Source organism: Baaleninema sp. (assembly GCF_049974805.1).
Lineage (GTDB): Bacteria > Cyanobacteriota > Cyanobacteriia > Cyanobacteriales > Geitlerinemataceae > Baaleninema.
The window spans coordinates 1-24,030 of record NZ_JBNGCO010000081.1; the positions used below are offsets into that span (position 1 = coordinate 1).

Consider the following 24,030-nt stretch of genomic DNA (forward strand, 5'->3'; position numbering starts at 1 on the left):
CTCCCTGCGCTAAAGCGACAGGGCTTCCAAACGTATCGAGGTATTTTCCGTGAAATCGCCGTCGAGTCTAGCGTTTCCGATAGTGTCGGCGGAGGTGTTGAACGGGTTTTTGAGGGAACGAGAAACGAAGTCGGAAAATCAAGTGATTCGTTCTCTGTGAAATTGGATACGTCAATCTTAATTAATGCGATTTCTGAGGTTTCAGGCGAGAACCCCGGCATCTTTAAGATGCCGGGGTTCTGGGTTTTGGCATTAACTGTAAATATCCAAGTTCATGACGGCGGCGACGATTTTAAAACAATACCACTCTCCAGGCGATCGCGGTTGAAAGGGTTCTCCTAAACTCAGGGTAAATAGAAAGTTGTCGGGGTGGAAATCTGGAAGGTTTAGATGTTCGATCGCTTCGGCGGCGGAATAGTCCCCATCGGGTAACTGGCTTAAGGTTTCTCGCCATTCGGGATCGGTAATGGGTAAGTCGTAAAATACTTCGCAAAACTGGAACGATACTCGGTATTTTCGATTTATAAAATCTGGCGTTGTGATTTTCCAGGTGATATTTTTGGGGGCGATTATTTTTAGAGAAGATTCGAGGGGATTCTCTTGGATAAACTGCCAATCGAGGCGATCGATCGGATTTTCCAACAGATACTGATAGCGTTTTGAGCGTTCTACTTCTGATTTTAACAGAGATTTTAAAAACTTGGTTTCGGGACGACCTAAAAACATCCACTTTTTGGGAGAAACCACCCAGTTTTCCGGTTGATGGGGAGACGGACGGGGTTCGGTACAGTTAATTTTTATAACGTCAAAGATTTGGGGGAATTTACCGTTTGCGAGTTTACAATTTTCTTCGGTTAAGGTTCCGTCGGATTGACAAGAAACCGGTCGAATCCAACCCGATCGATCGGTTTTTATGCCAGCGATGCACCGTCCTCCATGCTTGAACGAATTCGCCAAACACAGGATTTTAAATGTATTCACTGTTCTATTTTATGTTGGTTGAGTTATATTTAGGTAATATTTTAAGTCTAATTTGACTGATTGAAAAACCCGATATTTAGTAAATACCGGGTTTTTATCGCGTTAAATCGTCATAAGTGACTAATTTCTACGTCGAGAGGTAATTTTTCTTGGAAATACTCGGCGACAAGGCGGCGGTGACAGTGAGTGGGTTTGGCTTCGCTGCACAGCAAACAGCCGCCGTCTAGGAGTTCGATCGAAATTTGGTCTTCAATTTTTCGATCGCGAATTAACTTACCGAATCGCTCTTCGTAGGCGTTCCAGTCAATTCGCTTTTTTTTGTAGTCGTCTAAAATGTCTTTGGAGGGTGCAAATTCGGGAACGTGAATGTAGTCGATGTTTGCGATGGTTTTGAGGAAATAGCGTAAGTCGTCTCGTTTGGTAAAGGCGGCGAGTTGAGAGGTGTTGTTGGCTCTGGCGTCGATAATTCGTTTGACGCCTGCTTCGATTAATCTGTTGAAAAAGACTTCGGCGGTTTTCTTGGTAAAGCCAATGGTGAAGATTTGGATGGGTTTAGCCACGAGCAGACTCCTGAAGGGTTAGGTTTTTCATGGTTTTATCGACGTAAGCGATCGCATCGCCTTGACGTTGATACGCCAGTTCGATAAGTTCGCTTTTATTGAGGGATTTTAACGCTTCTTCTTCGGAATTTTTGCTGGATTCGATCGAATTGTCTTCGATGCCAAACAAACTCAGTTGAGTCGCCTGTTCTTCGGGTTGGCTAGAGTCTTGAAGATATCGATCGAGATGGTGTTTTTCCAGCAGTCGTTCTTCGAGATAGTCTTGGCTTTCTAAGTCGCCGTTTTTGAGAATATGTTGAATGTCAAATCCGCGTTTTTTGAGATGGCGACTGACTAAAATGGCGCGATGGCAGGTGAGGGGATCTTGTTCGGCACACATCAGAGAAATCTGATAGCGATCGCTACCTTGACACAGGCGATCGATCCCCTGTGAAAATACCTCAGTTTGCGCGATTCGGCTGTATAAGGCTTTGCCGTTTTCGTAACAACTCAAATCTTCAGCACGCGCACCGAGTTCTTTGCCTAAGAAAACGTAGGCGATGCCAAATTCGGGTAAGTGCTTTTTGAGAAAGGCGCGATCGAAATGGGGACAATAGCGACTGTAAGGATGCGATCGAACGTCGGCTAATGCGGTAATTTGATGTTGTTGAAGAAGTGCGACTAATTTTTCAAAGGAATGGTTGGAATGACCGATAGTAAAAAATGTCATGATTGGTAACTCCTCTCAGGGGGCGATCGATCTGAGTGCGAGTCTGGACTTAAGAGTATATTTGAAATTTGGGCTGAAATCTACCTCATCGAACGTTCTGAAATAAATTAGAATTCATCGGTTCAGGAATCGACAATCCTTCTTCTTTCCAAGCTTCTAAATACATTTCGATAACTTCTTCTGCATGGCGAATTGCTTCCTGGCGAGTTTTGCCGTGAGTGCAAGGCATCACGACGCGATCGGCGAATTCTGGAATCGTGACTAAGAACAGTCGATCTTCTTCTGACCACTGAACGAACGTGCTATATTGACTCATGAGTTTTCACCTTCCTCTATATTTTTGAGTTCGTTTAATAATTGTTTGACTTGCTTTTCTAGATATGGAGGAGCATCATCTCCATTTTTTCCTGCAATTGTCAATGTTTGCCTGAGTTGAGGATGACGCCAACGCTCGTGGCTTCCCTTCCCTCGCTTAGGTAGATAGCTAAAGCCTGCACGAGAAATTTCAGATTTCAGTTCTCGTATTTTACGGGGCATCAAAATAATGGGAATTCTCCACCCATTTTGACATATTTTTTGCTAACTTGACAAGACTTGACATCAAATAAGTCTAAAAATGTACTGTTTCGCCTTTCGTCCCTATTCTCGCAAATTTTGCCAACCCCTGCGAACCCATCACGGAAGCTGGGAAGTTCGCGAGGGGATTTTGCTGCGACTCAGCGACGAAATGGGAAACGTCGGCTTCGGTGAAATTGCACCGTTACCTGAGTTTGGTTCGGAAACGTTTCAGCAGGCGTTACATCTCTGTCGCCAGTTTCCTGAATATATCGAAAAAACGGATATTTTAGAGATTTCCGAACCTCTTCCCGCGTCTCAGTTTGGCTTCGAGTCGGCGTGGTTGGATTTGACGGAGAAAATGCCGTTTGAAACCGAACTTCCTCACAGTCAACTGTTACCGACGGGGGAGGCGGTTTTCTCAGTTTTGGAGTCGCAGAAACCCGAGGCTGGAAAAACGTTTAAGTGGAAAATTGGCGTGACGGATATCGAGTTAGAATTGCAATGGTTCGATCGCCTGCTTTCGTCTCTTCCGCCAAACGCCACACTTCGCCTCGACGCCAACGGGGGGTTAACTTGGGAAACCGCCAATCGCTGGTTGGCGGCTTGCGAGGGAAGATCGATCGAATTTCTCGAACAACCTCTTCCCGTGACAGAATTCGATGAAATGCTGCAATTGTGCGATCGCTACACAACAACTATCGCACTCGATGAATCCGTCGCCACCCTCCGCCAATTAGAAACTTGCATCCGTCGCGGCTGGCGTGGCGTTTTCGTCGTGAAAGCTGCGATCGCAGGTTCGCCGACTCGGTTATGCCAACTCTGCGAAAATCATCGCCTCGATACGGTATTTTCATCGGTGTTTGAAACTCGCATTGGAAGAGAGGCGGCGTTGCGACTGGCGGCGAGGTTGCAAACGGTTCCTCGTGCGGTAGGATTTGGTATCGAGGGATGGTTTGCAGATGACGAAGAGAGATTGTTACGGCAGTTTTAACAGGAATGATGGTAGATCCGCTAACGCTTTTTCAGCAGCGTCGCGATGGGTTTGAATTGGTGGCGGAGGGAAGCGATCGATTTGCGGAAATTGTCGATCGCACTTTAGCCGAATTACAGAGTTTCCCAACACAGCCCACTGTTTTACTTTGCGAAGCCGAACCTGTCGTGTTTTTAGCCAAATTTCTCGCCGCTTGCATCGCCAAAGTTCCCCTGTTTTTGGCAAATCCCAATTGGCGAGAATCGGAATGGAAACAGGTTCGGGAAATTGCAGAGTTCGATGGGGTTTGGGGAACCACGGCGGTTTCTGCAACCCCCTCTCGGAAAAATCGCGAAATCTCCCCCGGAATTGCCATTCCAACCGGAGGATCGTCAGGGAAAATTCGCTTTGCGGTTCATACTTGGGAAACCCTTTGTGCGTCAGTATTCGGGTTTCAGCAACAGTTCCATCTCGAGAGGATTAACTGTTGTTGTACGCTGCCGTTATTTCATGTTAGCGGGTTAATGCAGTTTATGCGATCGATCGTCACGGGGGGAACCTTGGTGATTTGTTCCTCGAAGTCGATCGAATCAGAAACTTTTCCGAACCTCGAACCTGAAACCTTCTGGATTTCCCTCGTTCCCACCCAGTTAAACCGCCTCCTCAACTCCCCGAAAACAGCAACTTGGCTGTCTCAATTTCAAGGTGTTTTACTCGGTGGCGCCCCCGCTTGGCAAAGTTTGTTAGAAAACGCGAAAAAGTTCGAGATTCCGGTGGCTTTGACTTACGGAATGACGGAAACGGCGTCGCAAGTAGTGACGCTTCATCCTCACGAGTTTTTAAAAGGCAATTTCAGCAGCGGTAGAGTTTTACCTCATGCTGAGGTTTCGATTTTAGACGAGTTGGGAAATTCTTTGCCCCCAGGAGAAATCGGACGGGTGACGATTCGTTCTCAGTCTTTGATGCTGGGGTATTCTCCCCTTAGCAAAACTGAGAGGTTGCAGCAGTTCGACACCGACGATACGGGCTATTTTGACGAAAACGGGTTTTTACACCTGTTGGGGAGAGACAGTCAAAAGATTATTACAGGAGGGGAAAACGTCTTTCCGGTAGAAGTGGAAAACGCCGTTCGATCGATTCATTTTGTCGAGGATATCTGTGTCGTGGGAATTCCCGATTCTGACTGGGGAGAAATCGTTACGGCGGTTTATGTCGCTCCGGTGGATATCATACCACAAAATATCAAAAATAAACTTAAAAAAATATTGAGTTCTTACAAGCATCCCAAAAAATGGATTCGCGTCGAACAATTGCCTCGCAACAATCGCGGTAAAGTCAATTTTCAGGAAGTCAAACGATTGGCAATGCCTGAAAATGATAAATCTTAAAAATGGGTTGTTGTCGGTGGGGGCGAGGAACTCTAAAAATTGGGTTTCTTAGAGGTTGTTGGTGGGGGCGAGATCCCCGGCATCTCCAAGATGCCGGGGATCTGAATTTTTATACTGAATTTATCCCTTTTTCAACATCATAAACAGCCCCCAAATTGCCATCGCCCGTAAATAGTGACCCGCTCGAAAAGTACGGGCAGCGGTAATCGCTTCCGGGGTGCGGAATTGCAAACCACCTTCATAAATTTGGCGAACCACAGATTCCGTCATGGCTAACGCTTCCTTTTGCATTCCCATTAACACCATAAACGCCGCCAGTCCGAAATTAATTCCCGTCCAAACCTCTAACGGATGAGTGGCGTTGGGATCTTCCGGCGAACCATCTGGCATCACGCCGTTAGCCGCCCCGATCGCAACCGTTCGATGGGCATTAAACCTCACAAAACAACTATCATAAACCGTTTGCAACGCCACTAAAGCGCAGTTGTGGGGAACGATATCCTCTAACCCCAACAATTGCGCGTAAAACTGCCCGCAAAGCTGATCCGCCATCACCACATCCGAACCGCTTTCGCTGTCGAGGCGGTAATAACTGCCGTTCCAAAGCCTGTTGTGATACAGGGGTTTCGCCTGTTCCAACCAAGCGCGATAAACAGGTAACATTTCCTCGGGAGGGGGAACGTTGGCGCGAGAATTACTGGCGTTCCACTGCGGCGGCGAAGCTTTCAACACTTCCCCAATGGCGATCGCTGCTTGCAACGCCGCCAGCCACAACCCGCCGCAATAGGCACTAATCCCCTTCAACCGCCAATCGTCGAACGTCTGATCCGGTGCGCCGCCGTTTTCGGGAATTCCATCGCCGTCTTTGTCGAATTCCTTTAAATACGCCAGAGTTTGCACGATCGATCCCCAACACTCCCGTAAAAACTCCACATCGTCGCCACCCGTCAACCGGAAATCCCGATACACCTGCAACACGAAATCGCAGGGCAAATCCTTCCACAAATTACAATCCTGATAGCTGGTGTAATTCGTCTGTATCCAAGGATGCTCGTTGGCTGCCCCCAAATCGTGCGGCGTTGCCCCCGCCTCCTTGCGAACCGCCGAGGCACCGTTGTAACCGATGACGCGAGGCGTCTTATCGGCGGTGGGAATCGATCGCGCGAAACCGCGCAAAACTGACTTTTCTAACTCCGGCCACAACTGCAACAGGGCAAAAGAGCCGTACAGTCGCACGTCTAAACTTTCATACCAGCGATAATCGAAACTTTCCAACACCCCAAACCGGCCTTTCGGTTCCTCCTCGTCCGCCGCCGTCCACAAACTCCCGCCGCTGCTGAGATCGTAGAGTTCGTTAAACAACGCCATTTTGAACCAATCCGGCAAATTCTCATCTTCGAGAATCGGCTGTTGCCACTCCAATATCGCCGCTTTCCACATATCCGAATGCTTCAACGCCGTCCGTACCATCGACCAAGCGTTACGACCGCTGCGCCCGAAAAAGTCCGTATAGCGGCGATAGGCTTGAATTCCGGCGGCGAATTCCGTAATTGGGAAATCCCACGCTAAAATAAAGGGAATTTTCCGGGTACGGCCGGGACGAACGGTGAAGCGAACTGCGATCGCCCCCGCGATGCGATCGCCGGGTTTGGCCGGGGTTTCGTCGTCTTCGTTGCAGAGAGTCCCATCGCTGGCGAAGCTGTTCCACACCTCCCCACCGTCGCCGACAGGGTTCCAACGGGTGTGATAGGTGACTTCCACCGCAGGATTGGTGACGGTACTCAACACCAATTGTCCCTGTCCCTCTTCCGTGGCGTCGAGTCCGATGTCGCCACTGTTCATCAAACATCCCAACCGGGAAAAATCCTCAATCCAACGGTTGAAGTTTCCGCCGCTTTCGCCCCAGCGGGGTTTATAGTCGTAGACGGGGCTACCGTCGTCGCGAACTCGGACTTCTGGGGATTTCAGGCTGTTGGTGAACCATCCGGCGATGTTTTCCCAGGTGAGGAGAATACTCAGGGTAATCGGTTCGTCTGTGGGGTTGTGGGCCGTCCACTCGAAAATTGCCAGGGGATAGCTGGTTTCTTGGTAGTTGTGGGGAACGATGGGGGAAAACTGCTCGCAGGTAAGAATAGTATCGAAAACCTTTTCGTAAACGAACCAACTGCGAGGGTAGAGAGCGCGATAGGTGGCGGTAGTTTTGCCGTCTTCCGTCTGTTTGGGGTAACGGCTCCATGTGCTAAGGCTCCCGTCTGATGGGGTTTCTGGACTGAGGGCGAAAGCTTGCCTTTTACTGTTGCTCTCTTCGTAAACGGAGAACTGACAGGCAGGTAAGTTTTGGAAGATATGTTCGCCGCCGTCGAGATGCCACAGGTTGAAGTCTCCTCGGGGCGATCGCCCGATGCAACCTGCCCCAAAGCCGCCGAGGGGCATTCCGTGATTGGGGCCGTCGTCGAGATTGCTGGCATAGCGGACGGTGTAGGGATCGTTCCACTCGCGATCGAACGTCCAGTTCCAAGTTTGGGCGGGAATGGGAGGACGGGGAGAGTTCAGCATCTGTCTAGAATTGATAATTGATAATTGACAATTGATAATTGATAATTGAGGGTTTTTTATTATGGCATCATCGCTCTTTGGGCGGGGAACCGAGAAGGGGGATGGCCACTCAAGTGGTTTAAGGTTTCGTTGAACGTTTCTAGGTGAAGTGTTGCGATGTTTTTCTTTCTCTCCAAACTCCTTCCGCTGTTCGTGTATCCTTTGGGATTCAGTCTGCTGTTGATGTTGGCGTCGTTGGTGTTGTTGTGGAAACGCCCTCGCTGGGGTGCGTTTGCCGTTTTCCTGGCGTTTGTGGTGTTGATGGCGGGGGCGAACGGATGGGTTTGTGCGGGATTGGTGCGATCGCTGGAAAGTCAGCATATTCCCACTGATGAGGTTCCCAATGCAGAGGCGATCGTGGTGTTGGGGGGTGCGACGCGATCGCCCTCGCCGCCGCGTCCTTGGGTGGAAGTCAACGAAGCGGGCGATCGTACCCTCTACGGCGCAAAACTCTATTTAGATGGGAAAGCCGAGTACGTGGTGTTGTCCGGCGGACGCATTAGCTGGCGGGGCGAAGTGGGTTCGGAAGCCGAAGACATGGCGAAAATTGTCGAAGCGATGGGGGTTCCGTCAGAGCAAATTTTGCTCGATCGCACCTCTCTCAACACCCATCAAAATGCCGTCAACGTCAAAGAAATTCTCGAGGAACGGGGAATTCAACGGGTTCTTCTCGTCACCTCTGCGTTGCATATGCCGCGATCGCTGCGGGTGTTTAAGAAGCAGGGAATCGATGCCATCCCTGCCCCGACGGACTTTCTGGTGACAGACGCCAGCCTCGCCGCTATGTCTGACAGTTGGGAGGCGATCGTCCTTAATATTATGCCCGACGCTCAACGACTGGCTCTGACCACTCGCGCCCTCAAGGAATATGTGGGAATTGTCGTGTATGGGTTACGAGGATGGCTTTAGGGGACTTGATAATTGATAACGGTAGGGTGCGTGTTTGTCAGTTTGAGGTAGGTTAGGTGAGTGCGATCGCGAAACTCAACAACAGCTCAATTCATTGCAGAGACTCCGATGTGATAAATTTCCATTTTTTGAGATGCACTCAAAGTGTAGAGTCGTTTAGAGTGCGGATGCTGTTCTTCCTGTCTTCACGCTTCCCTGAAAGACTCTCACTGTCCCCGATATCTCGGTTGTATTAAACTGTATTTTAAGGGGATTCAATTTTGCAATTGTCCAAATTTCAGATTTTAGGTGAATGGCTGAATCGAGTGTAGTTCAACAGTTAAATTTATTTAAAGATTGTCAATCCTTCGTTCCTGAGATCGATCTGACGCCGGATAGCGTGCGGCATAAATTTACGTTCGTAGACCTTTTTGCGGGAATTGGCGGATTTAGAATTGCCTTAGAACAGCTAGGCGGCAAATGTGTGGCCTATTCCGAAATCGATCGCGAAGCGATCGCAGTCTATGAAAAAAACTTTCTTCAATCCCTAAACTGCCCAGAAGTCAATTTAGGGGATGTTCGAGATATTGGTAAACTGCCGCAGTCCGTCGATTTAATTGTGGGCGGTGTTCCCTGTCAACCTTGGTCGATCGCGGGAAAAATTAAAGGCTTTGATGACGAGCGCGGTCAGTTGTGGTTTGATGTGATTCGGATTGTCGAACTGAATCGACCCAAATCATTTATTTTTGAAAATGTCAAAGGCTTGACTGAACCAAGACATCAAGAAAGTTTAAACTGCATTTTAAACGCTTTCCAAAATTTGAATTATTCGGTTAAATATGAAATCCTCAATTCCTATGATTTCGGTTTGTCACAAGACCGAGATCGTGTCTTCATTGTGGGAATTCAAAAAGAGATCGATCGGAGCGAAAGTTTTAAATTCCCCAAACCGCTCGATCGAAAAACTAAGTTATATCAATTCATTGAAGCTGTCGAGTCCGCTGACATCGAAAAGAAAAAATTTGCACCTGAAATTTTGTTTGGAGATAGAATTCCGGCTGCGCGAGGACGATTTCAAAAAAACGATGAGTTGAACGACTTCTTCTTATTTACCGACGTTCGAGACGGACATACCACGATTCATTCTTGGGATTTAATTGAAACGACGCCACGGGAAAAATTAATTTGTCAAACTCTGCTTCGCAATCGCAGAAAAAAGAAGTATGGCGACAAAGATGGAAATCCGCTTAGCCTGGAGCATTTTCAAGCGTTAATTGCCGATATCAAACTCGAAGAACTCGAACAGCTTGTCAACAAGCGCATCCTTCGGAAAATTCTCAAACGAGGTTACGATTTCGTGAATTCAAAAATATCCGCTGGTATTGATGGCGTCTCAAAAATTATCTTGCCCCACGCCGATGCAATTGGAACCCTCACCGCGACGGGAATGCGTGACTATGTGGCAACGGTGTCTTTAGACTGTCAAGAACCCAATTTATACAAACGTACTTTTATTCAGAAAATCTACAAACCCAAAAAATTCAAACCCCTGTCGGCGAGAGACTATGCTCGATTACAAGGTTTTCCGAATTGGTTTCAACTCGCCATTCGCGAGAGTACCGCCAAAAAACAGCTTGGGAATGCGGTCTCTGTTCCAGTTGTTTATCATCTGTCTAAATCTCTTTTAAACATCATTGTCGAAGTTTGATATGGAACCTTCAGACTCAAACAGCATGAAGCATGAAATTCAATCCCTCATTCGTGAAATGATGGATGGTGTCATCGAGAATGCTTTATATAAAAGACCCTTTTCACCCGACGCACATCGGGCGGCTAAACCGCTCTATGCTGCCCTGGTTCCCGATGAAATTTTCAAAGGGTCTCACTTCGAGCGAAAATTTGTAACCCCTTTTGGAAAAGTGTGGGAAAAGTTAGCCATCATCGCGGCAATTCACGGACTCGGAAAGGCGGAACTGGGGTATAGGATTCGAGGTACTATTCGAGAAGGACGTCTGAATCGTATTTCAGAAGTCTTGAATCGTTTAGAACACGGTCAGAAAGGAAAAAATCGCGTTCGTCCTAATTGGAAAGAAGAACTTTCCTATATTTTGAAAGGTCGGGGTCGAAAAATTCCGATGACGGTCGTTTGTGATGTTTTCGCCGAAAATTTGAAAACCGGAGAACGCTATAGCTTTGAAATCAAAGCTCCCTTGCCGAATAGCGACCAAACGAAAGTGAGTAAAGAAAAAATACTCAAGCTTTATAGTATGGAGCCTGCGGTAATTTCGGATGCTTATTTTGCGCTGGCTTATAATCCCTATGGAGATAAAGAAAACTATGCTTGGTCGCCGCCTCGACGCTGGTTTAATATGACCACCGATTCAGTGGTTTTAATCGGCGAAGAATTTTGGGATAAGCTGGGCGGTGTGGGAACTTACCAAGCCTTCATTCGGGCAGTTAACGAATTGAGTCAGGAATATAAGCCTCGAATTTATCGAGAGTTTCTGGGAATGGAACCTCCCTCCGACGATTCTGGGTTTTATCTCGGCGATGAACCTTCAAAATAGCGATGGATTCACGCCTCGCTCCCTGGAATAATTAGAAATACGAAAAACTCCAAGAAATTCCCAAAAATTTGAAAATTTTGAGGTCTACAATTATCCCAATTTTCGATAATATTGCTATAGATTATCACCTGAATTCGGGCGAACACCGTTCGCCCATACAGACCTCTGATGACTTTTGAAAAATGTCATTACTGCCAACTACCAATCAGTAAAAACGGCGACCAAACGCCGGGGTGGTTGTTTTCTAAGCTATCGATCGCCTTCAATTGCGCCTGACGTAAGGCTTCGGCTTTTGTCGTTCCCGGCGTTCCCAATTGGCGGTAAAACTCCTCAACTAAAGGAACTGTGGCCGAGTCGTTAATAAACCACAAACTGGCTAAGGCACTTTTCGCCCCAGCCCGCACAGCAACCCCGGCAATTCCCAACGCCGATCGATCGTCCCCTGCAGCAGTTTGACAGGCACTCAATACTAACAGTTCTAACGGTGAAAGATTGCCCGCCCCGGAAGTCCGACGCGATCGCAACAACGCATCCATCTCTTCAATCGTAATTCGATCGTGGTACGCCAGCAAAAACGTACTCTCCGAATCGACGCCGAACTTGCCGTGTGTCGCCATGTGAACGATCGAATAATTCTCGTCGTTCAAGCGGTTCTCGAAATTCTCCACCGTAAACTCATCATCCAACAATGCCGTTCCCCCGAGAATCTCCTGCACCCCCTTCACTTCAGATTCAACGCTGTTGAGGGGGGCAAAAGGCGGTACTTCCACCGTCAACCCTACAATGAGAGCGTTTTTGCGAGTTAACTGGCTCTCGGAAGCCGTGGTTAACTGCAAACTCGGCGTCGTTGCCAAAGCATATTTTTCCACGAGGAACGATTCGCCATCGTACAACGCCGCCACGGGAGTTTTCCGCAACACGCCATCTTGAATAAAGACCAGAGTTTCCGGGGTAATTTCCGCTAAATCCGCTTCCAACGGACGTACCAGCAAGTCGTACAACCGCGTGGCTTCGGCTAAGTATTCGTTGGTTCCCCGTTTTTCGAGAAGGCTACGGAAATTGTTGACGTCATATCGTAGTTCCTCAGCAGTGATGGATGCGCTGTAATCCGAAAGGGTTCCGTCCGCTTGTTGCAGTAAAATGGCGGTGCGATCGGGCAAAATGATGGTATAGACCACCGCTGCGTTGGGATCGGCAAGGCGTCCGTCTTCTGAGAGGATCGATTGGGACACTTCCACACATTCGTCGCCGAAAAAGTTTTGTAACTCTGCCAATTTCAGCAGTTCCAGTACGTCGAGAACTTCTTGCAGTTTCTGCTGTTTGGCGCCGGGAGTCTCGGGGTTTAACAGCAAATCAATGAGTTCCCGATAAACGGGTTCGACGGAATCGCGAAAGTCGAACTGCACGTCTTGACTGGTGGCGATAATGTCGCTGCGGATGCTTTGTAAGGTGGAAATGGCGTTGCGATAGGCGGTGAGGGCTTGTGACGGTTGGTTCGTGGCCTTGTAAATGCGTCCAGCTTGCCACTGCCAGCGATAGAGACTGTCGGAGGCGTTCACTTGCTGGGCGGCGAATTGGGCGTCTCGGGTGAGTTGGAGGGCTTTGTTGTATTGTTGGTTGTGTTCGTAAGTTTCTCCGAGGGTGCCGAGGGCGAAGGATTCTGCCCGTCGATCGCCAATTTCCCGAGAAATAGCGATCGACCGTTGCAACAGATCGATTTTCAGCGATCGATCGGCGGTATCCTGAAGATCGACCGCTAGGTTAATCAAAGCAAAGACTTTTTGGCGGGAGTTGGGTTCCTCCCCTAACACTTGCAGAATTTTCGATCGATTGGCTGCGATTTCTCGGATATCCGGATTTTCAAACTCTTGCAACAGTCGATCGTAATTCAACAACGCCCGCACTTGCATCATTCCGCCAATGGCTTCACTGGCGGCGATACTTTGACTCACCACCTCGAACATCGCGGCGAGATCGGCATCGATTTCCCCTTGCAAGCGTTCGGCTTCGTCGAATTCCCCTTCCGATTCTGCCACGTTCGCTTGATAGCGGTGGTGGCGAATGCGACTGGCGTAGACGTTTCCAAGATTGTTGAGGGCAGTGGAGACGAAACCCTCGAGACCGAGGGGGCGGGCGAGGTCTAAACTGGTTTCGTGAGCTGTAATGGCCTCTTCGTACTGTCCCAAAGACCAGTAAGCGTTCCCCAACCCGCCGTGAATTGCCGCTTGCGTAGCGCGATCGCCCGTGTTTTCCGCCAACGTCAGGGCCTCTTGCAACAGGCGAATCGCCCGTTGGTGTTGTCCCATGGCGTCGTAGGCTTGACTTTGTTCGGTGAGAATTTGGGCGATTTGCTCTTCGGCGTCCGGTTGCGATCGAACGATTTCGAGGGCTTGTTCCCAGTGAAATACCGCCTCTTGGAGTCGTCCGAGTTGCTGACTGGCGGCGGCCAGGTTCCCCAGCACAATGGCGGTATCTTCGGAGGTGAGGGGGAATTCCAGGGCGTCTTCCCAGAGTTCGATCGCTTGGGGGTAATCGCCGAGGCGGTAGCGTTCCAAACCGCGATCGACCAAACGCGCCGCCGACTCCGACGGATTTTCAGAATTTGCGTATAAAGCCGTGGGACGGGGTTCTACCGCAGCTTGAGTCAACAGTGGAACGCTCCACGCCATCAGACAAGCCAACGAGAGGAAACCGGAGGTACGAAGCAAGCGGCGAACAAACAACATGGTCAACAAAGACATAACTTAGGTGTTTAACGGGATTCGATGCAATTTCGCAAGGTTTCTGCACTTACCCCGACAGCAAAAGCGAGATAGCGATCGATCTCCTCCAAGCGTATAGCGGTCACGTTGGATAGGTTAGAAAATAATCCATCGTCGGAGAATCGATCGAAATTATTCTCTAATACCGCGCCATCGAGGGAAACGGTTTCAAACCTTAAATCTTCTACCGTCAACCCGTCCGTCAACAGAATGCGATCGCGACAGCGGAACGGAGTTCTTTCGCTGGTTTCAAAATCTACCAACCAATCGGCGTTTTCGGGACGAGTGCGACTCGCGTCGTCCATCGCCACATCTCCCCGCAATACAAACATATCCGAACCCGCACCTCCCACGAGTCGATTTGCCCCGCGATCGCCAATTAGAGTATCGTCGCCGTCTCCCCCCTCGAGGATATCGTTGTCTCCACCCCCGAAAAGCATATCGTCGCCGTCGTTTCCGAGAATTCGATCGTCGCCGCGATTTCCATTGAGAATATCGTCGCCATCGTCCCCAAACAAATCGTCATCATCTCGTCCCCCGAGAATCGTATCCTCGTCATCGCCCCCGTAAATCCGGTCTTCATCGCGGTTTCCGAAGATAACATCGTCCCCACCGCGTCCCCGTAAAATATCGTCGCCGTCAAATCCCGAAATCGTATCGCCTTCAGAAGTTCCCCGGACGTTATCGGGGGTATCGTCGCCGCGAAACATCCGAGTATTGGAATCGACAAATCGGACGTTGGGTTCTTCGATAACAAATCGATCGCCATCGAACAGATCCTCAGAAATTCCCACCCCCGACTCAAAAGAAAACCCCGACGGCGAAGTAATGCGCGTGACAGTTCCTTGAGGATTAACGACAATAATATCCGGTTGCGTTTCGGAAATCGCTTCCAGGGAATCCACATCGAGAAACACCTCAGCATCGCCGTAGGGATTTTCGATAACCGGAGGCGTGACGAGACTGTTGATGACAGTGGTACGACTGGGGGGATTGACGCCGCCAAAGTTGACGGTCAGGGCCCCGCCGTCGACGGATACAAAGAAGTCTCCGCTTCCGAAGGAAAAGCTCGATCGCGATACGTGCATAGTGAGTTGTAGCGAACTCGATACTTTTATTGTAGGAACTGGCTTTCAGGATTTGGGGACGATGGGGGTTTGGGCTTAAAGTGTGAAGAAATATAACAATTTTAGGAATTTCCCGTAAAATCGTCCAAAAAACACCGAGAGGTTAGACGGGGTATTTTTCAAGGTCGATAAAACGTTGATTTTTGTAAAAAATTCTTGCAAAAACAAACAGTGTAACGATTTAAAAGTGGGTTTTGTTTTATACTAATCCTGACTATTGACCCAACAATTCAATATGACTGCCTTCGAGACAAAGCGCCGTCATCTGCTCAAAGGAATTGCACTTGCGACGCTCGGTTATCTGACTAAGGATTATTTGGCGATCGCTCCGGCTCTCGCTGGAGATTTAGCCTTCAACGACTCAGAAGAATTTGAAGAGACTTATCATATTTTCGTGCCTTACATTCCGGCGAGGCGCGGTGGGAAGCAAAACCTAATTCTCCGTTCGGGAGAAACCGTTGAAATCTCCATTCCACGCCGCACAACGGAAGGGCGAGAACTCGTCTTAGAAAACGCTGGATTAGAAGGAAACGACATTACGATTGTCTGTCATACCCTCTACGATCGCGAAATCCGCATTGCCGATCGCATCTACGAAGAAATCGAGAACACTTCGTTTTTGCAAGACGCCAGTAAATCCAAGTGCAAAATGGTATACGAGTAGATCGAAGAAGCTCGGTATATCAGCGATTTAACCGCTCTGGGATTGCTCGATTACGTTATCGATTCCTCGAAACTGGAAGACGAGGTAAAAGATCGCTATTTGCTGGCGAGTACCAATTCGCGGTTGCTGGGAATTCAACAGGCGATCGAATCGACACTCACGACCTCAAATCTTTCTCAAAAAGAGAAAAAACAGATTTGGGGGACATTTGCTTACGTCCGCGCCAAAGATCCTATTCCCAACTTCAAAACCTTAAAAGATTTAGACTCGATTGTTGCTGCATCTGAACTACCTAGCGAAATCAAGAATCTCTATACTATTTCAAGCGCGAATTCCCGAGGATTGACGGTAAATGTAATCCTCGTTAAAGCCATCTCAGAAAGTTCTCGCCTAACGGAAATTGAAAAAGAAGGATATCTAGCTACTTACCAACTCGTTCGTGACGGAAAACCCGTTCCTGAAGAAGTCGCGCCTCTCCTACAAGACCTCGACGAATTTATTCTCAAAGCCGATATTCCAAAAAACGCGAAAGTCGTCTATTCCGTAACCCGTCAAGGTGATGTCAGCGACAGCAAAGACTTATCCGAAAATATTGCCAGCTTCTTGCAAACTGTAGGAGACGCCAAAAACTTAAAAGAGGACATCCAAGACACCTACGCAAACGGAGCGAATCTCGTTCCGCAAGCGACACGCTTCCTGTCGAACATCGGAGCCGAAACCGCCACCGGAGTCAGCTTGAGTAGTTTATCGGGAGCCGCAGCCACCAACGCCACCTTAGCCACCCTCGGCGGCGGTTCCGTTGCAGCAGGGGGTTTGGGAATGCTCGGTGGATTAGCCGTCGCCACAGGCGGCGCAGCACTCATTGGAGCAGCGGGATTAGTATCGATCGCCCTCGTCTCCGAACTCGACGGAGAAGATAAGCTAAATTTAGGACTTTCCATCGGTTCGGGAACCCTTGCAGGCGCAGCATCCGTATTAGCCGCATGGACGGCGGCCAGTACCTTGGGTGTTGCAGGGAGTCTTTCTGGAGGTGCGGCGATTACTGCGACGATTTCAGCCTTGGGAGGGTTGGGGGTTTTAACCGGAGGTGCGGCGTTAGTCGCGTCAGGAACCGCGTTTCTGATTTGGTCGTTTTTGAAAGGACGAAAAAGACGCGACCAAGGGACGTTAAAGCAGCTTGAAACTCGAATTTATACTCCAACTGAGATTTCTACATCTGGGTCTTTAGGAGATTTTTTAGCCTCAAATATTGACGAATACTACGCCAGTTATGAAGGATTTTCATCTCCTAACATTCCACTCGACAAACTATCGAATGCTTTATCAAATTGGCTATCCGTTCGTCCTGAAGAACAAATCTTAGCCTTTGTGGATACAAGTCTTTGGGATGATGGAAAAGAAGGCGTCGCCTTTACTGAAGATCGAATTATGTGGAAAAGATATGGTTCGTCGGACTCGATCGAGTACGATCGACTGTTATCGCTTTTCGATTCTGACGTTTCTCAAATGCTTGCCAGCGAAGACAATCGGGACGATTTACATCGAGTAGTCGAACTCGCAGAAATCCTCGACGATTCCGACGAAGATCGATGGGTAGCACTTCTCAAGGAAATCGGACAAGTTTACTCGTTGTCTTCTCCAAGCATCGTTTAATGCCAGTTTATCCCTGAAAAAATCGCTGCGTTACGATAACGCGCTCCTACTGCGGCGAAAACCTTGAGGTTATATCGTGTTAAATCGTCAAATCCTATCAGTCAGTCTGACGGCACTTTTGGGAACAAGCCTAGGTTTTATGGTGGCTCCAAAAATGCTGAACTCCGATTCTTCCAGCATCGCTGTTGCATCAGAATCTCGTCCCGTCATGGACAATAACGGTGACTATCATCCCTCAGATCCCAACAATTCCTATATGCCTTGGGAGTGGGAAGTCGTCGATCCCGATCCCAATGGCTTGAACTGTCGTTACTTAAATCGAAGCGAAGGTTCTCCAACCGGAAGCAACGATTTTTATAACTATCCCGTTTCTAACACTATCATGCGGGGAGAAACATTTAACTCGCCTCAAATTTCCTATGACGATCGAAACTTACCTTGGCTGTGGGTGGGAAGCTCAGCGACCAATCATATTTGTTTCGTTCGAGCCAATTCGAGTTTCGTTCGACCCGTTCGGGCATTAGATTTCCGGTTGTAACACCTGCTGCTGGTTGCACTTCCCCCAGAACCCCGGCATCTTGGAGATGCCGGGGTTCTCAAGCTCATCCCCACCTCATCCCCACCTCGCAGCGGGATGTAACGTTTTATAAACAGTCTCTCGAACCGGAAGCCAAACCCGCACAATACGGGAGTATGTCAAAAAAGGGTCAGCCCGAAACACCACAGTTACGATGCACTTACTGATTCCCGCCGCCGGTTCGGGGCGTCGCATGGGGAGCGATCGAAACAAACTCCTCCTTCCCCTTCTCAACAAACCCGTCATCGCCTGGACGCTCGAAGCCGCCGACGCTTCGAGTCAAATCGAATGGATTGGCTTGCTTTCCCAACCTCGCGACTGGGACGACTTCAAAACCATCCTCAGCCAACTATCGCTGAGCAAACCCGTGCGTTTCATCCAAGGAGGCGACACGCGACAACAATCGGTGTACAACGGCTTGCAAGCCCTCCCCGACGACGCCACCCACGTCCTAATCCACGACGGAGCGAGATGTTTGGCGACGCCGCAACTGTTCGATCGATGCGCTGACGCCTTGAAAACCTGCGCCGGACTCATCGCCGCCGTTCCCGTCAAAGATACGATCAAAGTCGTAGACGAAGCGATGACGATTTGCGACACCCCCGATCGTAACAACCTTTGGGCGGCGCAAACCCCCCAAGCCTTCGACGCCAAACTCCTCAAACAATGTCACGATCGAGGCATTCGCGAAGGCTGGGAAGTCACCGACGATGCAGCCCTGTTCGAGAAATGCGGCTTGTCGGTGAAAATCGTCGAAGGAGAAGAAACCAACCTGAAAGTCACCACCCCCATCGATCTCACCATCGCCGAATTCATCCTGCACCATCGCTAATTCAACAGGTCTCAATTCGCGATCGCCTGAGATCGCCTTACATTAAACTAGAAGACTAGACCCTCGCATTCATAACAACCGAGACCCCATAGCAAACCCCTTAACCCTGCCATGCCACGGACACAGCGCAACGATAACTTCATCGACAAAACCTTCACAGTGATGGCAGACATCATCCTGAAGATTCTGCCGACCAAACAGTCTTCCAAAGAAGCCTTCGCCTACTATCGCGACGGAATGTCGGCCCAAGCAGACGGCGAATACGCCGAGGCCATGGAAAACTACATAGAAGCCCTCAAACTGGAAGAAGACCCCAACGATCGCAGCTATATCCTTTACAATATCGGTTTGATCCACACCAGTAACGGCGAACACGAGAAAGCCTTAGAAAAATACTTCGAGGCTGTCGAACTCAATCCCCGGATGCCCCAAGCCTTTAACAACATCGCCGTCATTTACCACTTTCGCGGCGAACGGGAAAAAGCCGCCGGGAACGCTGACGAAGCCGAAGAGTGGTTCGACAAAGCGGCGAGTTACTGGAAAGAAGCCGTGCGTCTAGCACCGAACAACTACATCGAAGCTCAAAACTGGATGAAAACCACCGGACGGGGTTCTGTGGACGGTATCTAAACCAGTTTCAAGGCGTTTCAAGCAGTTTCCAAAGGAGAACAGATGACTCAGATCGACAAACAGGAAATCCACAAAGTGGCGCACTTGGCGCGTCTGGAAATGACAGAAGCCGAAGAAGAAGAGTTTTCAGGACAAGTGAGCGAGCTTCTCGACTATGTAGAACAATTGCGAGAACTCGACACCGACGATGTGAAGCCCACCGCTCACATTATGGATATGAGAAACATCGCGCGATCGGATCGACAGGAAATCTATCCCCATCGCGACGATTTACTTGAAAGTGCGCCGGAACAGGAAGGAGACTTTTTCAAGGTTCCCAAGATTCTGTAGAGCTGTCAATCGTATTGTCACCAGCCGGGTGCATCTCAAAAATGCAAATTTATAAGATCGGAGTCTCTGCGGTAAATTGAGCTGTTGTTGGGTTTCGCTCTCGCTCCACCCAAACTACTCCAGACTCATATATTTACAAAAGTGAGATGCACCCTGAAAAGCCCCCCAGTATTTTTCAAATACTGGGGGGCTTTTCAACGCGAGACGCTGAATCGGCTTCGGACTTGGACAGACTCGGTCTTGGGCGGTTGACGGCGTTGAGATGCGCCTCTCTTTTTTGTCGTGCGATCGCTCTGTCTTCCATTGCCGTCTCCGTAAAAACACATAGGTTTATCTCAGGCTGTTGAAGGAAGACCTACTCTTTTAATTAAAATCGATCTACAATTTTATTGAATTTAATTTGGTGTTTTTTACTGGCATCTTTCGAGTTTAATTTTCATGACAATTTTAATTTTCTTTAACCTAAAATTAACCTAAATCTGCACAAAAAAGACAGATTATTGTCTGAAAAACACAACGTTTATCAACCAATACTACTTTCAATCTAGCGAATAAAGACCGCTCCCAACTCACTTAAACCCGACGACTCAAACCCAGTCGCCTTGAAGACAAACTGCCAGAACTTCAACGAACCTCGTTGTTTTTCCCCAGACCCCGAGTTGAAATAGACCCCAACAGCAATCGCGAGAGTCCGATCGTAGGCTCGGCGAGTTTCCAGCCAATTCGATCGAGATCGAGAAAAAGTTTTAAAAATCAACCGACCCAGAAACTCGTTCCCTCGAATGTCCTATGTCTTGGTTTGCATTCCCAGGTTTCGCCCGACAGAAGCGCCCCTTCCGGCTCGTCATTGTCGTTCCCTTCATCTTGCAAATGGGGATTGCCGTGAGTCTCGTAGGATGGCTTTCTTTTCGGAACGGCCAGAGAGCCGTCAACGATATCGTCATCCAGCTCGAACAAGAAGTCAACACGCGGGTCAAAGAGCGACTCGACGCCTATCTTGCCGTCCCCCACGCCATCAATCGCACCAATGCCAGCGCCCTGGCTCTCGGACAGCTCGATCCCAACGACCTGCGATCGATGGAGCGGTACTTTTGGCGCCAAATCCAAACCTTCGATCGCCAAGTCAGCTACATCCAGTTTGCCCGAGCTGACGGCGAATTCGTCGGAATCGAACTCAACGACGACGGCACTCTCAACTACCAAGTCACCGAAAACAGCGGACAACTGCGACATTACAGCATCGACGAAAACGGCGATCGCGAGCGTCTCCTGTCTTCCTCTCCCAACTACGACCCCCGCGTGCGGCCCTGGTATCGCGTCCCCCAACAAACCAGAGAGCCTGCCTGGACGCCCGTTTACGCCTGGATTCATCCCCCCACCCTCGCCACCTCCTTGGGAGAGCCTTACTACAACGAAAACGGCGAGCTACTGGGCATTTTAGCCATCGACTGGAGTATCGAACAACTCAGCGAATTCCTACGAACCTTAAAAGTCGGCGAATCGGGAAAAGTCTTTATCGTCGATCGAAGCGGACATCTCGTCGCCAGTTCCGCCGAAGCATCGCCCTTCAAGCTCGCCCAACCGAAACCCCAGCGCGTCCGAGCCAACGAATTCGACGATCCCCTCGTCCGCCAAACCGCACGTTACCTGACCCAAACCTACGACAACTGGGAACGAGTGCCGCAAGCAGACGCCTTAAATTGGAAACACCAGGGCGATCGCTACTTCGCCCAAATCTTACCCTTTACCGACAAAGACGCCGTCGGTCTCAACTGGCTCATCGTGGTCGTCGTTCCCGAAGCCGACTTCATGGCTCAGATTAACGCCAACACCCGCAGCACCATCGCCCTCTGTGCCGTAGCCCTCGTCATCACCGCCGGATTGGGGATTTGGACCGCCAGTCGCATGACCCGTCCCCTCGAACGTCTCAGCCAAGCCAGTGGCGACATCGCCCGAGGCCACTTCGATCGCCGCGTCCACGAAAACGGCATCCGAGAACTGTACGACCTCTCCCATGCCTTTAACCAGATGACGACGCAACTGCAAAGCTCCTTTGCTGCCCTCGCCGAAACCAACCGCCATCTCGAAGAGCGCGTCGAAGAGCGCACCCAACAACTGCAAGAAGCCAAAGAAGCCGCCGAAACCGCCAACCACGCCAAAAGCGAATTTCTCGCCAACATGAGCCACGAACTGCGGACGCCCCTCAACGGCATTCTCGGCTACGCCCAAATCCTCCAACGCAGCCCAGACCTCAACCAACAGCGACAGGGGGTCGAAATCATCCACCAATGCGGCTCTCACCTGCTGACGCTGATTAACGACGTTCTCGACTTATCCAAAATCGAAGCCCGGAAAATGGAACTGTACGAAAGCGAATTTCACTTTCCGGCATTTCTAACGGGGGTCGCAGAAATCTGTCAGATTCGCGCCACCCAGAAAGGCTTAAGCTTTAACTATCAAGCCACCTCCCAACTGCCCGAAGCCATCCGCACCGACGAAAAGCGACTGCGCCAAGTCCTCATCAACCTGCTGGGGAACGCTGTCAAGTACACCAAACGGGGGGCGGTGAGCTTCCGAGTCGGCGTCATCGCCCACACCCAAACCGAAGATTCCGGCGAAGCGGCAGCAAAAGTCCGCTTCGAGATCGAAGATACCGGAGTTGGCATGAGCGAAGACCAAATTGAGAAAATCTTCCATCCTTTCGAGCAAGTGGGAGCAGCCCATCGCATGGCAGAAGGGACCGGATTGGGACTGTCGATCGCCCAAAAAATCGTGACCTTGATGGGAGGAGAAATCCAAGTTCGCAGCGTCTTGGGACAGGGGAGTACCTTTTGGTTCGATTTAGTCTTACCCGTCGCGCGGGATTGGGCAAACGTCGCCGCTGCCCGGTACGACAAAATCGAAGGCTACCAGGGTTCCCCAAAAACCATTCTCATGGTGGATGACAAATGGGAAAATCGATCCGTCGTGGTGCAGTTACTCGCGCCCCTCGGTTTCCAGGTGGTGGAAGCCCAAGACGGACAGGAAGGACTCGAGTTAGCCCAGCAACATCGCCCCGATTTAATTATCACTGACTTGGTCATGCCGCAACTCGACGGCTTCAAGATGATACAAGCCTTGCGCCGACTGCCAGACTTCCAGAGCGTGCCGATTATCACCTCGTCGGCCAGCGTCTTTGAAATCGACAAATCTCGCAGCCAAGACGCAGGAGGCGACGATTTCCTTCCCAAACCCGTCCAAGTCGAGGAGTTACTCGACCTGCTGCAACTTCATCTGAAGCTAGATTGGGTGTATTCCGAAGTTCGCCCGGACGAGCCAACGGCGAATGCGTCTCACCTGCACTCTCAACCCGAGAACTTGACGGTTGAGTTCGACGAGGAGAACTGGGTGAGTCCGCCGCCGGAAGAGTTAGAGGACTTGTTGCACATGGCCAAGCGCGGCCATCTCAAAGGCATTAAAAAACGCGCCCAACAACTCGCCGCCGAAGAGGAGAAATATCTTCCCTTCTTCCATAAAATCTCGCAACTGGTCAAAACCTTCCAAGAACGAGCGATTTTGGACCTTCTCGAACGCTGTCAAGAAGGGAATAGGGAGCAGGAAATAGGAAGCCGGGAATAGGAAACGGGGAACGGAAAACAGTTTCTCGTCATCCCATCATCTCTTCACCTCCTCACCTCTTCACCTCCTCACCTCCTCGCGATCTCCTAATAATGCTAAGGTTGTGCCAGGTCGTTGGTTTCAATTTTGGCTGCGTTATGAATCAACTTAAATTTCTCATCGTTGCGATTCCGAGCTTTGTGGGGAGCTTCATCGCGATCGATTTTCTGTACTACCTGTACAAAACCCTCAATCCTAACCCCACGCCTCCGTCTCACCACAATCCTCTGGTTCAAGAAGCGGTTCTGCTGTGTCAGCGTTTGGTAGAAGCCGAACGCGAAGCGTTTCAGGCTTATCTGAAATCTCCCGACGTGGACACCCTCAAACAGTGGAAAGAGCGCATCGTTCAACTGCGTCAACTATACGCTAAAGCCGATCTGCGCTATCAACGCCGCATCGCCAAGTTTGCGTAAACCCTTCCACCAATAGCATTAATCTACCCCGATCCCCGACATCTTCGAGATGCCGGGGATCTTTTGGGATGGGGGGATGAGGGGATGAGGGGATGATGAGAGAATGGGTAGGGTGCTTGACATACTCGCCGCCTTAAAAGAGCGGCGATTCTCCAGACCTCACGGTTTG

At 49.7% G+C, this 24,030-nt stretch carries 21 protein-coding genes; 13 read left to right on the forward strand and 8 right to left on the reverse strand.

Annotation, left to right across the window (positions count from 1 at the left end):
- Positions 1-252 precede the first annotated feature (252 nt).
- The 5 genes from ACP5D4_RS15080 to ACP5D4_RS15100 all read right to left on the reverse strand — a co-directional run bounded on the left by ACP5D4_RS15080 (position 253) and on the right by ACP5D4_RS15100 (position 2,787).
- Positions 253-981: a dual OB domain-containing protein gene (locus tag ACP5D4_RS15080; RefSeq protein ID WP_428012448.1), complete on the reverse strand. Its 729-nt coding sequence runs from the start codon at positions 979-981 to the stop codon at positions 253-255.
- 110 nt (positions 982-1,091) lie between these two features.
- The gene (locus tag ACP5D4_RS15085) at positions 1,092-1,541 is read right to left on the reverse strand and encodes a DUF488 family protein (protein ID WP_428012449.1); all 450 of its coding nucleotides are present in this window, start codon (positions 1,539-1,541) and stop codon (positions 1,092-1,094) included.
- Positions 1,534-2,250, reverse strand: a complete 717-nt coding sequence (locus ACP5D4_RS15090; protein WP_428012450.1) for a DUF488 family protein — start codon at positions 2,248-2,250, stop codon at positions 1,534-1,536. The genes ACP5D4_RS15085 and ACP5D4_RS15090 overlap by 8 nt, the downstream gene beginning before the upstream one ends.
- Positions 2,251-2,335: 85 nt before the next feature.
- Positions 2,336-2,566: a type II toxin-antitoxin system HicB family antitoxin gene (locus ACP5D4_RS15095; RefSeq protein WP_428012451.1), complete on the reverse strand. Its 231-nt coding sequence runs from the start codon at positions 2,564-2,566 to the stop codon at positions 2,336-2,338.
- Positions 2,563-2,787, reverse strand: a complete 225-nt coding sequence (locus ACP5D4_RS15100; protein WP_428012452.1) for a type II toxin-antitoxin system HicA family toxin — start codon at positions 2,785-2,787, stop codon at positions 2,563-2,565. The genes ACP5D4_RS15095 and ACP5D4_RS15100 overlap by 4 nt, the downstream gene beginning before the upstream one ends.
- Before the next feature lie 79 nt (positions 2,788-2,866).
- Between ACP5D4_RS15100 and ACP5D4_RS15105 the strand changes: the two genes are divergently transcribed.
- Positions 2,867-3,799: an o-succinylbenzoate synthase gene (locus tag ACP5D4_RS15105; protein ID WP_428012453.1), complete on the forward strand. Its 933-nt coding sequence runs from the start codon at positions 2,867-2,869 to the stop codon at positions 3,797-3,799.
- A 5-nt stretch (positions 3,800-3,804) separates the two neighbouring features.
- Complete coding sequence (locus ACP5D4_RS15110) at positions 3,805-5,166, forward strand: 2-succinylbenzoate--CoA ligase (RefSeq protein ID WP_428012454.1); 1,362 nt, start codon at positions 3,805-3,807, stop codon at positions 5,164-5,166.
- 120 nt (positions 5,167-5,286) lie between these two features.
- On the opposite strand, the gene ACP5D4_RS15115 is transcribed toward ACP5D4_RS15110, so the two are convergent.
- Positions 5,287-7,722, reverse strand: coding sequence for a GH116 family glycosyl hydrolase (locus ACP5D4_RS15115; RefSeq protein WP_428012455.1), 2,436 nt, complete (start codon positions 7,720-7,722; stop codon positions 5,287-5,289).
- Positions 7,723-7,878: 156 nt separating this feature from the next.
- Here ACP5D4_RS15115 and ACP5D4_RS15120 point away from each other — a divergent pair, with 156 nt between their 5' ends.
- The 3 genes from ACP5D4_RS15120 (at position 7,879) to ACP5D4_RS15130 (ending at position 11,216) form a co-directional block, all read left to right on the forward strand.
- Positions 7,879-8,670: a YdcF family protein gene (locus ACP5D4_RS15120; RefSeq protein ID WP_428012456.1), complete on the forward strand. Its 792-nt coding sequence runs from the start codon at positions 7,879-7,881 to the stop codon at positions 8,668-8,670.
- Between the two features lie 292 nt (positions 8,671-8,962).
- Entirely contained in the window at positions 8,963-10,357 is a 1,395-nt protein-coding gene (locus ACP5D4_RS15125; protein ID WP_428012457.1) for a DNA cytosine methyltransferase, read from the forward strand.
- A gap of 1 nt (position 10,358) precedes the next feature.
- Positions 10,359-11,216, forward strand: coding sequence for a TdeIII family type II restriction endonuclease (locus tag ACP5D4_RS15130; protein ID WP_428012458.1), 858 nt, complete (start codon positions 10,359-10,361; stop codon positions 11,214-11,216).
- A gap of 188 nt (positions 11,217-11,404) precedes the next feature.
- On the opposite strand, the gene ACP5D4_RS15135 is transcribed toward ACP5D4_RS15130, so the two are convergent.
- Together ACP5D4_RS15135 and ACP5D4_RS15140 are read right to left on the reverse strand one after the other, a co-directional pair.
- Complete coding sequence (locus tag ACP5D4_RS15135; protein ID WP_428012459.1) at positions 11,405-13,957, reverse strand: CHAT domain-containing protein; 2,553 nt, start codon at positions 13,955-13,957, stop codon at positions 11,405-11,407.
- A gap of 11 nt (positions 13,958-13,968) precedes the next feature.
- Complete coding sequence (locus tag ACP5D4_RS15140) at positions 13,969-15,066, reverse strand: calcium-binding protein (protein ID WP_428012460.1); 1,098 nt, start codon at positions 15,064-15,066, stop codon at positions 13,969-13,971.
- A 274-nt stretch (positions 15,067-15,340) separates the two neighbouring features.
- Between ACP5D4_RS15140 and ACP5D4_RS15145 the strand changes: the two genes are divergently transcribed.
- From ACP5D4_RS15145 to ACP5D4_RS15180, 8 genes are all read left to right on the forward strand, one after another.
- A complete protein-coding gene (locus tag ACP5D4_RS15145) occupies positions 15,341-15,769 on the forward strand; it encodes a hypothetical protein (RefSeq protein WP_428012461.1) in 429 nt (142 codons plus the stop codon).
- Between the two features lie 42 nt (positions 15,770-15,811).
- On the forward strand, positions 15,812-17,422 hold the full coding sequence (locus ACP5D4_RS15150; protein ID WP_428012462.1) for a hypothetical protein: 1,611 nt from the start codon (positions 15,812-15,814) through the stop codon (positions 17,420-17,422).
- Between the two features lie 139 nt (positions 17,423-17,561).
- A complete protein-coding gene (locus tag ACP5D4_RS15155) occupies positions 17,562-17,960 on the forward strand; it encodes a hypothetical protein (RefSeq protein WP_428012463.1) in 399 nt (132 codons plus the stop codon).
- 193 nt (positions 17,961-18,153) lie between these two features.
- Positions 18,154-18,831, forward strand: coding sequence for a 2-C-methyl-D-erythritol 4-phosphate cytidylyltransferase (gene ispD / locus ACP5D4_RS15160; protein ID WP_428012464.1), 678 nt, complete (start codon positions 18,154-18,156; stop codon positions 18,829-18,831).
- A 111-nt stretch (positions 18,832-18,942) separates the two neighbouring features.
- Positions 18,943-19,461, forward strand: a complete 519-nt coding sequence (locus ACP5D4_RS15165) for a photosystem I assembly protein Ycf3 (RefSeq protein ID WP_428012465.1) — start codon at positions 18,943-18,945, stop codon at positions 19,459-19,461.
- 42 nt (positions 19,462-19,503) lie between these two features.
- Positions 19,504-19,791 carry an Asp-tRNA(Asn)/Glu-tRNA(Gln) amidotransferase subunit GatC gene (gene gatC, locus ACP5D4_RS15170; protein ID WP_428012466.1) on the forward strand — a complete coding sequence of 96 codons (288 nt, stop codon included), beginning with the start codon at positions 19,504-19,506 and terminating at the stop codon, positions 19,789-19,791.
- A gap of 789 nt (positions 19,792-20,580) precedes the next feature.
- Positions 20,581-23,409 (forward strand): ATP-binding protein, encoded by a 2,829-nt coding sequence (locus ACP5D4_RS15175; protein WP_428012467.1) that lies wholly within the window; start codon positions 20,581-20,583, stop codon positions 23,407-23,409.
- Positions 23,410-23,546: 137 nt separating this feature from the next.
- A complete protein-coding gene (locus ACP5D4_RS15180; protein ID WP_428012468.1) occupies positions 23,547-23,861 on the forward strand; it encodes a hypothetical protein in 315 nt (104 codons plus the stop codon).
- The last annotated feature ends 169 nt before the right edge of the window (positions 23,862-24,030 follow it).

What these genes read in the sequence shown, in the direction of transcription:
- ACP5D4_RS15110 (WP_428012454.1), top strand. Translation starts at nt 3,805, where the DNA reads ATGATGGTAGATCCGCTAACGCTTTTTCAGCAGCGTCGCGATGGGTTT.
- ACP5D4_RS15165 (WP_428012465.1), top strand. Translation starts at nt 18,943, where the DNA reads ATGCCACGGACACAGCGCAACGATAACTTCATCGACAAAACCTTCACA.
- ACP5D4_RS15145 (WP_428012461.1), top strand. Translation starts at nt 15,341, where the DNA reads ATGACTGCCTTCGAGACAAAGCGCCGTCATCTGCTCAAAGGAATTGCA.
- ACP5D4_RS15105 (WP_428012453.1), top strand. Translation starts at nt 2,867, where the DNA reads ATGTACTGTTTCGCCTTTCGTCCCTATTCTCGCAAATTTTGCCAACCC.
- ACP5D4_RS15125 (WP_428012457.1), top strand. Translation starts at nt 8,963, where the DNA reads ATGGCTGAATCGAGTGTAGTTCAACAGTTAAATTTATTTAAAGATTGT.
- ACP5D4_RS15095 (WP_428012451.1), bottom strand. Translation starts at nt 2,566, where the DNA reads ATGAGTCAATATAGCACGTTCGTTCAGTGGTCAGAAGAAGATCGACTG.
- ACP5D4_RS15180 (WP_428012468.1), top strand. Translation starts at nt 23,547, where the DNA reads ATGAATCAACTTAAATTTCTCATCGTTGCGATTCCGAGCTTTGTGGGG.
- ACP5D4_RS15175 (WP_428012467.1), top strand. Translation starts at nt 20,581, where the DNA reads ATGTCTTGGTTTGCATTCCCAGGTTTCGCCCGACAGAAGCGCCCCTTC.
- ACP5D4_RS15090 (WP_428012450.1), bottom strand. Translation starts at nt 2,250, where the DNA reads ATGACATTTTTTACTATCGGTCATTCCAACCATTCCTTTGAAAAATTA.
- ACP5D4_RS15130 (WP_428012458.1), top strand. Translation starts at nt 10,359, where the DNA reads ATGGAACCTTCAGACTCAAACAGCATGAAGCATGAAATTCAATCCCTC.
- ACP5D4_RS15120 (WP_428012456.1), top strand. Translation starts at nt 7,879, where the DNA reads ATGTTTTTCTTTCTCTCCAAACTCCTTCCGCTGTTCGTGTATCCTTTG.
- ACP5D4_RS15135 (WP_428012459.1), bottom strand. Translation starts at nt 13,957, where the DNA reads ATGTCTTTGTTGACCATGTTGTTTGTTCGCCGCTTGCTTCGTACCTCC.
- ispD (WP_428012464.1), top strand. Translation starts at nt 18,154, where the DNA reads ATGCACTTACTGATTCCCGCCGCCGGTTCGGGGCGTCGCATGGGGAGC.
- ACP5D4_RS15155 (WP_428012463.1), top strand. Translation starts at nt 17,562, where the DNA reads ATGGTGGCTCCAAAAATGCTGAACTCCGATTCTTCCAGCATCGCTGTT.
- ACP5D4_RS15140 (WP_428012460.1), bottom strand. Translation starts at nt 15,066, where the DNA reads ATGCACGTATCGCGATCGAGCTTTTCCTTCGGAAGCGGAGACTTCTTT.
- ACP5D4_RS15100 (WP_428012452.1), bottom strand. Translation starts at nt 2,787, where the DNA reads ATGCCCCGTAAAATACGAGAACTGAAATCTGAAATTTCTCGTGCAGGC.
- ACP5D4_RS15115 (WP_428012455.1), bottom strand. Translation starts at nt 7,722, where the DNA reads ATGCTGAACTCTCCCCGTCCTCCCATTCCCGCCCAAACTTGGAACTGG.
- gatC (WP_428012466.1), top strand. Translation starts at nt 19,504, where the DNA reads ATGACTCAGATCGACAAACAGGAAATCCACAAAGTGGCGCACTTGGCG.